The 12,853-nt window shown below is 71.9% G+C and carries 8 protein-coding genes and 1 pseudogene; 5 read left to right on the top strand and 4 right to left on the bottom strand.

Annotation, left to right across the window (positions count from 1 at the left end; genetic code table 11):
• Positions 1–37: 37 nt before the first annotated feature.
• Entirely contained in the window at positions 38–361 is a 324-nt protein-coding gene (locus DY240_RS13590; protein WP_119660409.1) for a winged helix-turn-helix transcriptional regulator, read from the bottom strand.
• A 68-nt stretch (positions 362–429) separates the two neighbouring features.
• Here DY240_RS13590 and DY240_RS13585 point away from each other — a divergent pair, with 68 nt between their 5' ends.
• Entirely contained in the window at positions 430–1,080 is a 651-nt protein-coding gene (locus tag DY240_RS13585; RefSeq protein ID WP_119660408.1) for an FMN-dependent NADH-azoreductase, read from the top strand.
• Positions 1,081–1,128: 48 nt separating this feature from the next.
• Here DY240_RS13585 and DY240_RS34095 read toward each other — a convergent pair whose 3' ends face one another.
• Entirely contained in the window at positions 1,129–4,275 is a 3,147-nt protein-coding gene (locus tag DY240_RS34095) for a S8 family serine peptidase (protein WP_407659324.1), read from the bottom strand.
• Between the two features lie 811 nt (positions 4,276–5,086).
• Here DY240_RS34095 and DY240_RS13575 point away from each other — a divergent pair.
• Both DY240_RS13575 and DY240_RS13570 read left to right on the top strand, forming a co-directional pair.
• Complete coding sequence (locus DY240_RS13575; RefSeq protein WP_119660406.1) at positions 5,087–6,055, top strand: helix-turn-helix domain-containing protein; 969 nt, start codon at positions 5,087–5,089, stop codon at positions 6,053–6,055.
• Positions 6,056–6,281: 226 nt separating this feature from the next.
• Positions 6,282–7,388 (top strand): TerC family protein, encoded by a 1,107-nt coding sequence (locus DY240_RS13570; RefSeq protein WP_119660412.1) that lies wholly within the window; start codon positions 6,282–6,284, stop codon positions 7,386–7,388.
• A gap of 631 nt (positions 7,389–8,019) precedes the next feature.
• Here the strand turns inward: DY240_RS13570 and DY240_RS13565 are convergent.
• Both DY240_RS13565 and DY240_RS13560 read right to left on the bottom strand, forming a co-directional pair.
• A complete protein-coding gene (locus DY240_RS13565; protein ID WP_199701454.1) occupies positions 8,020–8,679 on the bottom strand; it encodes an MBL fold metallo-hydrolase in 660 nt (219 codons plus the stop codon).
• Positions 8,676–9,410, bottom strand: coding sequence for a maleylpyruvate isomerase family mycothiol-dependent enzyme (locus tag DY240_RS13560; protein ID WP_119660410.1), 735 nt, complete (start codon positions 9,408–9,410; stop codon positions 8,676–8,678). Before DY240_RS13560 ends, DY240_RS13565 begins: the two co-directional genes overlap by 4 nt.
• A gap of 180 nt (positions 9,411–9,590) precedes the next feature.
• On the opposite strand from DY240_RS13560, the gene uvrA reads away from it, so the two are divergent.
• Positions 9,591–12,455 (top strand): excinuclease ABC subunit UvrA, encoded by a 2,865-nt coding sequence (gene uvrA / locus DY240_RS13555; protein ID WP_119660405.1) that lies wholly within the window; start codon positions 9,591–9,593, stop codon positions 12,453–12,455.
• 176 nt (positions 12,456–12,631) lie between these two features.
• Positions 12,632–12,853, top strand: a pseudogene (locus tag DY240_RS13550) (hypothetical protein); the annotation flags it as partial.

Below are 12,853 nucleotides of genomic sequence, written 5' to 3'. Positions count from 1 at the left end.
TCGACAAGCCACACCCCACCCGGGGGCTCTCACCCGTTCAACCCGACACGCCGTCACCAACCTCATGGCCGAGTACACCTAGGTCCGTCAGCTCGTACTCCACTCGCGGCGGGACCTCGGCGTACGCCGTCCGCGTGATCAGCCCGTCGCGCTCGAGGTGCTTGAGCGTCTGGGTCAACATCCGCTGGGAGATCCCCGGGATGCTCGCCTGCAGATCGGAGTAGCGCAACGAGCCGGCGCTCAGGGTGCTGACGGTCAGCACCGACCACTTGTCGCCGATGCGGTCGAGCACCTCACGGATGAAGGCGCTGTCCTCCGGCCAGGTCTGGCAGGGACCAGTGATCTGTCGCGCCGGCGCCATCTCGATTCCTCTCATCCGGGTGCAACCGCACTACCAGTATGTAACACCCGCGTCCGAAAGGAACCCCCATGTCCTACCTGCTTCATATCGACTCCTCCTCGCTCGGCGAGGCCTCGGTCTCCCGGCAGGTCGCCCGGTCCTTCCTCGACGGCTGGGGCGGCGAGGTCGTCCACCGCGACCTCGCCGCAGCACCCGTGCCCCACCTCGACGCGGCCGGCATCACCGCACGCGTCACCGACCCCGCCCAGCACACCGACGAGCAGGCCGCCGCGGCCGCGATGCAGGACGTCCTGATCGAGGAGTTCCTCGGCGCCGGCGCCTACCTCTTCACGGTGCCGATGTACAACCTGACGATGCCGTCGGTGTTCAAGGCCTGGCTCGACCAGATCCTCGTCTTCGGCCGCACCGTCCACCACGAAGGCCCCTCCCAGGTGGCCGGGCGTCCCGCCGTGGTGATCTCGGCTCGGGGCGGCAGCTACCGTTCCGGCGCTCCCCGGCACGGCCTGGATTACGTCGTCCCGATCCTCGAGGCGCTGCTCGGCCACGAGGACATGCTCGGCCTCGACGTCACCACCGTGATCCCCGAGTTGACGATGGCCCCCCACGCGCCGGCGCTGGCCGCGCTGCTTCCGATGCACGAGGCGTCCCTGGCCGACGCCCACGACCGTGCTCGCGAACTCGCCGCGACGATCGCCGGCGGCACGGCCGCCGCCGCCTGAGTCACCTGCTCGTCTCCGGTGGCGGCGGCCACATCGCGCACAGCGCGCTCAGCCAAGGGCGTAGGCGCGCAGCACCTCCTGCTCGATCCGGTTGCCGGCCCGGTCCCAGGCCTCGACCCGCAGCGACAGGTGCGTCGCCGACGACGGGACACGGGGCACCAGCGCCCGGAACGACCCGTCGCCGCGCGGCACCACCCGAGCCGGCTGCCAGCGCATGCCGTCGTCGAAGGAGACCGCGACCGTCGCCCCGGCCACCGGCGCCACGCCCGCCGCGCCGGGCTGGTGGCCGACCGTGAGGTCGACGACCTGGGCGCCGGGCTTGGCGGCGACGTTCAGCAGCGACACGTCGACGTCGTAGTCGAGCGTCAGCAGCGGCAACGCCGTCGGCTCATCGACGGACGACGATGGGACGGTCCACGCCGTCGAGGTCGACGTCGACGCGAGCCACCATGGCGCGGCCGGCCGCGACACGTCCAGCTCCACCCGCAGCGTCGACGGCGACGACGGCACCGCGAACGTCCCGTCCGCCCGTCCGCCCGACGCCACCAGCGCGCCGTCCGCGAACAGCCGGAACGACGGCGTGTCCACCGCCGGGACCGCGGCGCCCCAGTGCCCGTGGCCGTCCGTCCACTCCGGCAGCCGCAGCGTCACCTCGTCTCCGTACCGGTACGCCGCGGCGCTCTCCGCGCCGAAGTCGACCGGCAGCAGCCCAGGCGCCAGCACCTGCCGCAGCCACGCGTCGGACAGCGACGACCCGTTCTCGTACGTGCGCGGCGCCGACTGCAGCGGGAAGCCGAACGGATCGGCGTCGGTCGATGCGCCGTACAGGTACTGCGCCCACAGCGTGTCGCCGCCCGAGACGTACTCCACCCGCGACTGCGGCGCGACCGTCCGGCGCAGGAAGCCGAACGAGAACGCGTCCCACGGCCGCCACTTGTGCCGCAGCTCGCCGATGCCGTGGTCGTCGACGTGGCTGTGGTAGTCGACGTCGATCCGCGTGGTGGTCGAGGAGTCGACGACGTAGTCCAGCGCCGGCGGCACGACGTCCGGCTCGACCAGCACCAGGTCGTAGAGGTACGGGCTGACCGGGATCGCCTCGACGGCGGCCGTCACCGGCCCCTGATCCAGCAGCGCGAGCAGCGCCTGGCCCTCCTCGCGGGTCATCGACATCGTCGGCACCGTCGACGGGTCGCCGGCGATCGGCAGCGGGCCGGCCACGTTGTTGAAGATCATGACGAGCTTCGCGCCGGCGGCCGCCGCGTTGTGCATCTTCTCGAGGAAGGTGATCTCGCCCCGCTGGATCAGCGCGATCTTCCCCTCGACGTCGACGCCCGCGAAGTCCGACGGCCGCCCGAGCCCGGCGTACACCATCGGCAGTTCGAACGAGCCGTCCAGCAGCGCCGAGTTCGACACGTACGACGCCTCGACCGGCCGCTCCTCCGGCGTGAGCGTCCGCACCTGGATCAGCGGCGCGACCAGCGAGTACTGCGTGTAGTACTCGAAGTCGCCGACGGTCACCGGGTCGGTCGGGGAGGCGAAGGCGGGCTGCGCGCCGACGGAGAACGAATGGGCGTAGGACGCCCCCGACGGATCCGACCGCCACCACGCCAGCATGGTGTTCGTCGCCTCGACGGGGTCCGGCGCCGACACCGAGATCGGGACGGTGTCGCGCGCGTCCAGCGTCACCGTCGTCGGACCGTCGACGGTGAACTCCGGCGCGAACACCGCCGCCGTCTCCGTCGTGAACACGTGCGGCTCGTCGTAGGTGAACACGTAGCCCATCGCCGCGTACCGGCCCGGCGGCACCCGCAGCGTCGCGGCGCCGTCGACGAACCCGACGCTGGTCGCCGCGAACACCGAGGTGTCGTCGACGTTGACGACGTCGACCAGGCTGATCCCGCCGGCCGGGCGGCCGTCGCGGGCGATGCCGCGCACCGTGAGGTCGTAGCGCTCGGACTCCTTGTGGAAGCCCAGCGCGGTCCGCACGCTCACCCCGTCCGGGCCGGTCGCGAGCAGCCAGCCGCCGTACAGGCCGTAGTCGCCGGCCGACGGGTCGACGGTGACGGCGACGTCCGCGGTCCCGCCGGCCGGCACCGTCACCGACGACGCGCCGAGCGTCACCATGCCGGGCGCGGGCGCCGTGCCGTCCTCGTCGGCGACCTCGGCGGCCAGCGACAGCGTGACGGGGGAGGAGCCGGTGTTGCGGTACGTGACAGTCCGGGTGACCGGAGCGGCGTCGTCCTGCGGGTACGGGAAGTAGCCGGCGTCCAGCGGGCCGCTCGCCGCGAACACCTGCTGCGTCGTCGCCCGGGCGAGGTCGATCCGGCCGGTGCCCTGCTCGTAGACCGTCAGCGCGTCGTTGGGTGACGTGGTCGACGCCAGCGCCGCCTTGAGGTCCGCGCCGGCCCAGTCCGGCCGCTGCTGCAGCAGCAGCGCCGCCGCGCCCGCGACGTGCGGCGTCGCCATCGAGGTGCCGTCCAGCGCGAGGTAGTCGTCGCCGACCGGGTTCCCGATGACGGCGTTCTCGGCCCGCGCCGCGACGATCCCGACGCCCGGCGCCGTCACGTCCGGCTTCAGCGCGAAGTCGCCGGCCCGCGGGCCGCGGCTGGAGAACCCGGCCAGCTCGTCCTGCTTGTCGACGGCGCCGACGGTGAGCGCGCTGCCCGCCGCGCCGGGGGTCGTGACGGTGCCGGCGCCCGGGCCGTCGTTGCCGGCCGCGATGACGAACAACGCGTCCGACTCCGCGCTGAGCCGGTCCACGGCCTGGCTGGCCGGGTCGGTGCCGTCGGTATAGCCGCCGCGCACGCCCAGGCTGAGGTTGACGACGTCCGCGCCGTTCGCGACCGCCCACTCCATGCCGGCGATGACCTCGGACATCGGGCCGGAGCCGCCGTCGTCGAGCACCTTGACGTTGAGCAGGTCGGCCTCGTAGGCGATGCCGCGCCGCTGCCCGTCGGACGCGGCGCCGGTGCCGGCGACGATCGAGGCGACGTGGGTGCCGTGCCCGTACCGGTCGGTGGTGCTGTCCGACGCGCTGAAGTTCGCCTCGGCGACGACCTTGCCCGCGAGGTCGGGGTGTGTGCTGTCGATGCCGGTGTCCAGGACGGCGACGGTGACGCCCGCGCCGGTGAACCCCGCGGCCCACGCCTCCGGGGCGCCGATCTGCGGCGCGCTGTCCTCGTCGACGGTGGTCATCGCCTGGTCCAGCCAGATCTTCTCGACGCCGGCCAGCGGGTCCGCAGCTCTGGCGGCGGCGCCGTCCAGCGGCCGGGTGCCGGTGAGCGCGTCCGCGAGCGCCGCGGCGGCGTCCTTGTCGACGTCCGCGGCGATCGCGTCGATCGACTCCAGCGTGTCCGTCGCGGTGACGGACGGCAGCGGCGCGGCTCGGGCGGCGCCGGACCTCGCCGTCTCCACGATCACCGGCAGCACGTCGCTGCTCCCGTCGTCGTAGCCCTGCTCGATCAGCGCCGTGACGTCGAACAGCGCACGGTCGAGGACGTCCGGGACCAGCGGCGCGACGTCGGCCGGCACGACGTGCAGGTGGCCGTCGATCTCCTGCTCGTGGAAGCCGGGGACGGTGCCGTCGGCCCTGGTGGCGGGTTCGACGGTAGCCGCGTGCCGGCCGCCGGGCCCGGTGCTGACGTGGANGTAGCCGCGTGCCGGCCGCCGGGCCCGGTGCTGACGTGGACGCGGTCGCCGGTGATGAGCGTGACCGTGACACCGTCGGCCGGCCCGGCGAGGGGTGGGGACGACCCCGCCGGGCCGGCCGGCTCGGCGGTCGCGGCAGGGATCCCCTGCGCGACCAGACCGGTGAGGACGACGGCGGCCGCGGCCGCTCTCCAGTACGTGCGCAACGCTCTGCCCTCCGGGGTGCGGGCGGCCGTGCCGTCACGGATGCGGTGTCCGGATCGTGCCGAAGTGTCGATCAACGTGACAAGGGCTATGCTTTGGCGAAATTCCGTCAGTGGCGCGTTTTGGCCAGCGGTCTCGACCACGGGAGCCGCGCATGCTGGAACAGTTCGGCCTCAGCGACGAGGAGCAGACCGTCTACCTCGCCCTGCTGGACCACGCCCGGCCGGCGACGGCGGCCGTGCTCGAGCCGGCGATCACCGCCGGGCTGTCCGCCGACGCCGTCGAGAAGCTGCTCGACGCACTCGAGCGCCGCGGCCTGGCCGACCGGCTGCCGGGGGAGCCGCCCGCGTACCGCCTGGTCGATCCCGCGCTGGCGTTCGCCGAGACACTCGCCGCCCGCGAGCGCGACCTGCAGCGCAGCCGCGTCCTCGTCGACCAGCTCGCCATCCGGCACCGCCGCCGCCACGACGCCGTCGAGCCGGGCGACCTCGTCGAGATCGTCACCGGCTCCGAGGCGACCGCCCGCCGGCTGGTCGACGTCTACAGCAGCGCCCGCACGCAGGTCCGGGCCATGGAGCGGCCGCCGTACGGCGTCGTCAACAGCGAACCCAACCCCATCGAGGTCGAGCTGCTGCGCGCCGGCGTGCGGCACCGCGTCCTGTACGAGCAGAGCGCCGTCGACCTGCCCGGCCGCCTGCACGACCTCATCGGCGGCATCGCGGCCGGCGAGGAGGCCCGGGTCGCGCCGACGCTGCCGGCCCGCATGCTGCTGATCGACGACCGGTACGCCATGGTCCCGGCCAAGGCCGGTGCGCTCATCACCGACCAGCTGCTGGTCGTCCACCCCAGCGGGCTGCTCGACGTGCTGGCCGAGGTGTTCGAGGAGACGTGGCTGCGGGCGATGCCGCTGCGGCTGGCGCCCAGCGACCAGGACGGCCAGGTCGACGACGACCGCGTCATCCTGAACCTGCTGGCCGCGGGCCTGACGGAGCAGTCGATCGCCCGGCACGTCGGCGCCAGCCAGCGCACCGTCCAGCGGCGGATCAAGGAGATCAGCGGCCGGCTCGGCGCCCGCACCCGGTTCCAGGCCGGCCTGCAGGCCGCGCGCAACGGCGTGCTCTAGAACGTCGCCCGGCGCAACGAATTGCGCTTCGGGCGGGGGCTGTGAAATATACTGGGATCAGCGTGGAGGGGAGTACTCCCGACGCGGTGGCATCGTCATCACGGATGCTCCCTACACCGGGAGCCTCCCGGTGCCTCCGGCCCGGCGATCCTGGGCGGACGAGACCTCCGGTTGCGCACAGCGCCCGCTGTGCGGTCTGCTCACCGGAGAGGACTCTGTCTTCGTGTTGAACCTGCCCGTGTGGTTCGAAGTCGGAACGTTCGTCGTTCTCGTCCTGCTGCTCGCTGCCGACCTGCTCATCGTCACCCGCCGCCCGCACGCCCCCACCATCCGTGAGGCGAGCCTGTGGGTGGCGTTCTACGTGGGGCTGGCGGTGGTGTTCGGCATCATCCTGGGGTTCGTCGGCCACAGCCAGGCCTCCGGCGAGTTCTTCGCCGGTTGGCTCACCGAGTACAGCCTGAGCGTCGACAACCTGTTCATCTTCGTCATCATCATGGCCCAGTTCCGGGTGCCCCGGCAGTTCCAGCAGTCGGTGCTGATGTTCGGCATCCTCACGGCCATCGTCATGCGCGGCGTGTTCATCCTGCTCGGCGCGGCGCTGATCAACCAGTTCGCCTGGGTGTTCTACCTCTTCGGCGCGTTCCTCGTGTACACCGCGGTCCGGCTGGCCAACCAGCAGGTCCACCACGAGGACCACGACGAGGAGTACGAGAACGCACTGGTGCGGCGGGCCCAGCGAGTGCTACCGATGACGCAGGAGTACCACGGCATCAAGCTGCGCATCCGCGAGAACGGCAAGCGGCTCTACACGCCGATGCTCATCGTCTTCCTGTCCATCGCCTCCGCCGACCTGCTGTTCGCCGTCGACTCCATCCCGGCCATCTTCGGCCTGACGCAGGAGGCGTTCATCGTCTTCACGGCGAACATCTTCGCGCTGATGGGTCTGCGGCAGCTGTACTTCCTCATCGGCGGGCTGCTCGAGAGGCTGGTCTACCTGTCCGCCGGCCTCGCGGTCATCCTGGCGTTCATCGGCGTCAAGCTGGTCATGCACGCCCTGCACGAGAACAACCTGCCGTTCGTCAACGGCGGCGAGCCGTTCCACAACGTGCCCGAGGTGCCCATCTGGCTGTCGCTGACGGTCATCATCGGCACACTGATCGTCACGACGGTGCTCAGCCTCATGAAATCGCGCAGCGACGAGCGCAAGCTCGCGAAGGCCGGCGCCGCCCGGAGCGAGGTCGAGGGCGGTTCGCCCGCCACCTCGGCCGACGCGGCCACCGAGGGCGCCGACGCCACCGCCGCGGAGCACCAGCGGGTCGACGACCACCGCTGACGCCCGGTTCGTCGTTCGTCGGGTGCACGTACGCCGGGGCGGGCTCCCCGTCCCCCTGCTGCCCATTCTCTTGCCGCGCACGGGCGCGTCAAGCGGACTAGTGGCGCTTCGCGCGACGATGACCGCTTGACTCGCCCGTCCGCGGCCAAGAACGGGCAGTTATCAGGGGGACGGGGAGGATGGGGGCACGCCTCGGCGTTTGGCGTGCCCGTTTCGCCCCGCCTTGTCGGGCTGTGGACGGCGATGATCATCAACGATCGCCTACATCACGAGGATTACGTGAGCATCAACATGACTGTAGGGGTGTTGACGCTGGGGCAATCCTCGTGATGACCCGCGAATCACGGTGAAATCTCGCGATGTGGACGCTCAGCGACACCAACGCCACACCGTAACGGGCCAACGCCGCGGGAGTCGTCGCCGCTCTTCCCCCGTCCCCCTGATAGCTGCCCGTTCTTTGCCGCGGGCGCGCGGGTCAAGCGGTCATCGTCGGCGCGAAGCGCCTCCATAGTCCGCTTGAGGCGCGCGTGCGCGGCCAAGACAATCGGGCAGCAGGGGACGGTCCAACGCGAACACCCAGGCCAACGCAGCACACCGGAACGCGACCCGACGGAATCAGACGTGTGGCACCTCACCAGCCGCGGGCGCGCCACTCCGCGAGATGCGGGCGTTCGGCGCCGAGCGTGGTGTCGTCGCCGTGGCCGGGGTAGATCCAGGTCTCGTCGGGCAGCCGGTCGAAGAGCCTGCGCTCGACGTCGTCCAGCAGGGACGTGAAGTCGGCCGCCGAGTGGGTCTTGCCGACGCCGCCGGGAAACAGCGAGTCGCCGGTCCAGAGGTGCGGCGGACCGGTCGGGTCGTCGTACAGGACCGCGAGGCCGCCGGGTGTGTGGCCGGCGAGGTGGATCAGCTCCACCGTGACGTCGCCGAAGCGCAGGCGGTCGCCGTGCTGCGCCGGCTGCGCCGTCGGCACCGGGATGGCCGGAGCGTCCGCCGCGTGCGCGACCGTCACCGCGCCGGTGGCCGCGACCACCTCGGCCAGCGCGCCCCAGTGGTCGGGGTGCCGGTGGGTCGTGACGACGTAGCGCAGCGGGCCCTCGCCGCACAGCGCCAGCACCCGCGACGGCTCCGCGGCGGCGTCGATCAGCAGTTCGTCGCCGGTGAAGCGGTCGCGCAGGACGTAGACGTTGTTGTCCCAGCGTCCGCCGACCGACGCCTTGGTGACGGCCAGCCGGGCCAGCTCGTGCACGGCCGGCGGGCCGCCGGGCCGCACGTGGCCGGTGTACGCGGTCACAGCCAGGGCGGCAGTGCGGGCAGGGCGGCCCCGGCCGGCTGGACCCGCAGGCCGGCGCCGTCGGACCGGCCGGTCAGCCAGGCCAGCACGTCCGCGGGCGCACCGCCCACCGTGACAGGTGCCTCGGCGCCCACGTGCTCGACGCCGGCGCCGTCGATCTCGAGCGTGACGGAGGGGACCTCCTCGCGACGGCCGAACGCGCGCACCGTCTCGTCCAGCGCGCGGCGAACGAACGCGTCGGGCCAGTCGGCCGGGCCGTAGCCGGCGGCGAGGTCGACGTGATGGACCTCGAGCTCGCGCAGCCGCAGCCAGAGCACGCGCCGTCCGGGCAGCGGCTCGCCGGTGCCGGCCGGACCGCGGCGCACCTGGCGCTCCCAGCCGTCGTCGGGCATCTCCATGACGGCGCGGACGAAGCGGTCGGCCGACGCGCGCAGGTCGTCGACGATCTCGGCGGCGGAGCGCCCGGCGCCGGCCTCGATGTCGGCCGCACGGGCCTCGCTGCTGGGGTACATCGGGTTCTCGCGGCCGGTGCGCGCCCAGGACAGCAGGTTGGAGAGCGCGTCGGCGTTGCGGGCCACATGTGTGAGGACGTGGGCGCGCGTCCAGCCGGGACATAGACTGGACGCGGTCAGGTCAGCGTCGTCCAGCGTGGCGGCCGTCGCGATGATGCGCTCGGTCGCGGCGGTCACCGGACCGGCGGCGGGGGAGTCGCCGCCGGAATCGTGGGACATCGGTTCGGCGTTCACGGTGGGCACGGGTTCGAACCTAGTCCTCATCGGCCGCAGCGGCGACTGAGTTGGTCGTCCCGGGCCGTTCGTCCGAGCGACCTTGTCGGACCCGCCCCCTACGATGCAATGAGCCGTACACCTGTCCACCGCACCGCCCACCGACACCGGAGTCCTCGCGATCCCATGACCGAACGAACCGCCGCCCGAGCCGGCGACCGCCTGGTGGTCCGCGGCGCACGGGAGCACAACCTCAAAGACGTCTCCCTCGACCTGCCGCGTGACGCGCTCATCGTGTTCACCGGGCTGTCCGGGTCGGGGAAGTCCAGCCTGGCCTTCGACACCATCTTCGCCGAGGGCCAGCGCCGCTACGTCGAGTCGCTGTCGGCCTACGCCCGCCAGTTCCTGGGGCAGATGGACAAGCCCGACGTCGACTTCATCGAGGGGTTGTCGCCGGCGGTCTCCATCGACCAGAAGTCCACGTCGCGCAACCCTCGCTCCACCGTCGGCACCATCACCGAGGTGTACGACTACCTGCGCCTGCTCTACGCGCGCGCCGGGCATCCGCACTGTCCCGAGTGCGGGCGGCCCATCGGCCGGCAGACGCCGCAGTCCATCGTCGACCAGGTGCTCGACCTCGAGGAGGGCGCACGGTTCCAGGTGCTGGCCCCGGTGGTCCGGGCCAGGAAGGGCGAGTACGCCGACCTCTTCCGCACGCTGCAGTCGCAGGGTTACTCCCGGGCCCGCGTCGACGGCACGGTGTACCAGCTCACCGACGTGCCGAAGCTGAAGAAGCAGGAGAAGCACACCATCGAGGTGGTGGTCGACCGGCTGGCGGTCAAGGAGTCCGCCAAGCGCCGGCTCACCGACTCCGTCGAGACCGCGCTGCGGCTGTCCGGCGGCCTGGTGACGCTCGACTTCGTCGACCTGCCCGAGGACGACGACCACCGCGAGCGGGTCTACTCCGAGCACCTGTACTGCCCCTACGACGAGCTGTCGTTCGAGGAGCTGGAGCCGCGGTCGTTCTCGTTCAACTCCCCGTTCGGGGCCTGCCCCGAGTGCACCGGCCTGGGCACCCGCATGGAGGTCGACGAAGAGCTGGTCGTCCCCGACCCGTCCAAGAGCCTCGACGACGGCGCGCTGGCCCCGTGGGCGCCCGGCACCACGTCGGAGTACTTCGACCGCCTGGTCACCGCGCTGTCCGAGGCCATCGGGTTCCGCACCGACGTGCCGTTCGAGAAGCTGCCGAAGAAGGCGCGCGAGGCCGTCCTGCACGGTCATCCCGAGCAGGTGCACGTCCGCTACCGCAACCGCTACGGCCGCGAGCGCTCCTACTACACCTCCTACGAGGGCGTGCTGCCGTGGGTGCGGCGCCGCTACGCCGAGGCCGAGTCCGACGCCAGCCGCGAGCGGTTCGAGGGCTTCATGCGCGAGGTCCCGTGTCCGGCTTGCCGCGGCACCCGGCTCAAGCCGGTGGTCCTGGCGGTCACGGTGGGCGGCAAGAGCATCGCCGACGTCGCCGCGCTGCCCATCGGCGAGTGCGCCGAGTTCCTGCGCACCCTGAAGCTGTCCGAGCGCGAGGAGCAGATCGCCGCCCGGGTGCTCAAGGAGGTCAACGAGCGGCTGCAGTTCCTGGTCGACGTCGGCCTGCACTACCTCAGCCTCGACCGCGCGTCGGCCACGCTGGCCGGCGGCGAGGCGCAGCGCATCCGGCTGGCCACGCAGATCGGCTCCGGCCTGGTCGGCGTGCTGTACGTGCTCGACGAGCCGTCCATCGGGCTGCACCAGCGCGACAACCACCGGCTCATCGAGACCCTCATCCGGCTGCGCGACCTCGGCAACACCCTCATCGTCGTCGAGCACGACGAAGACACCATCAAGGTGGCCGACTGGGTGGTCGACATCGGCCCGGGCGCCGGCGAGCACGGCGGCCAGGTGGTCGTCAGCGGCACCGTCGACGACCTCATGACGCAGGAAGACTCCCTGACCGGCGCGTACCTGTCGGGCAAGAAGCGCATCGACATCCCGGCGGTGCGGCGCCCGCCGACGAAGGACCGCGCGCTCAAGGTCGTCGGCGCGCGCGCCAACAACCTCAAGGACGTCACCGTCAGCTTCCCGCTGGGGTGCTTCGTCGCCGTCACCGGCGTCAGCGGCTCGGGCAAGTCGACGCTGGTCAACGACATCCTGTACACGTCGCTGGCCAAGGAGATCTACAACGCCCGGGCGGTGCCGGGCCGGCACAAGCGCATCGAGGGCATGGGGCTGGTCGACAAGGTCGTGCACGTCGACCAGTCGCCCATCGGCCGCACGCCGCGCAGCAACCCGGCCACCTACACCGGCGTCTTCGACGTCATTCGCAAGCTGTTCGCGGAGACGCAGGAGGCGAAGGTCCGCGGCTACCAGCAGGGCCGGTTCTCCTTCAACGTCAAGGGCGGCCGCTGCGAGGCCTGCTCCGGCGACGGCACCATCAAGATCGAGATGAACTTCCTGCCCGACGTCTACGTGCCGTGCGAGGTCTGCCACGGCGCCCGGTACAACCGCGAGACGCTCGAGGTGCACTACAAGGGCAAGAACATCTCCGAGGTGCTCGAGATGCCGATCGAGGAGGCGGTCGAGTTCTTCGCCCCGGTCGAGCGCATCGCCCGGCACCTGCGCACGCTCACCGAGGTGGGCCTCGGGTACGTGCGGCTGGGTCAGCCGGCGCCGACGCTGTCCGGCGGCGAGGCACAGCGGGTCAAGCTCGCGGCCGAGCTGCAGAAGCGGTCCACGGGCAAGACGATCTACGTTCTCGACGAGCCCACCACCGGGTTGCACTTCGAGGACATCCGCAAGCTCATCGGCGTGCTGCAGGGGCTGGTCGACAAGGGCAACACCGTCGTCGTCATCGAGCACAACCTCGACGTCGTCAAGACCGCCGACTGGATCATCGACATGGGCCCCGAGGGCGGCACCGGCGGCGGCACCGTCGTCGCCACCGGCACGCCCGAGCAGGTGGCCAAGGTCGAGGGGTCGCACACCGGCGCGTTCCTCAAGGACATCCTCGGGGTCTAGGCCACGAGGGCGCGGGGCCAATCCATCCGGCCGTCCGGTCCGTACAACCCAGAGGTGAGCGGTGGCTGCGGCCGGCGACGGAGCCATCCGCCGGCGCCGGTCGTTGACACTGCGGCGAGCCGGCGGAACGTTGTGCTGCCGGCCGCTCAGACGCAGCTGACACGGAGAGGCGATCGATGGATCATCACCACGCGGCAACCACCGTCGACCGGGAGACCGACGGCGGCCATGCCGGCTGCGGCCGTTGCATCGGCCGCCGCACGGCCCTGATGGGCCTGGGCGCCGTCGGCGTCGCGGGCCTGCTCGCGGCCTGCGGCGGCGACGACGAGCCGAGCACCGGCGGCGCCCCGTCCGCAACGACCGAGCCCAGCGCCGACGCGCCGGGCGGCGAGGCCGGC

Origin of the sequence: Jiangella rhizosphaerae (assembly GCF_003579925.1) — a bacterium.
GTDB classification, from domain to species: Bacteria; Actinomycetota; Actinomycetes; order Jiangellales; family Jiangellaceae; genus Jiangella; species Jiangella rhizosphaerae.
Note: the sequence above shows the minus strand (reverse complement) of the source record. Positions and strands in the feature narration are given on the sequence as shown.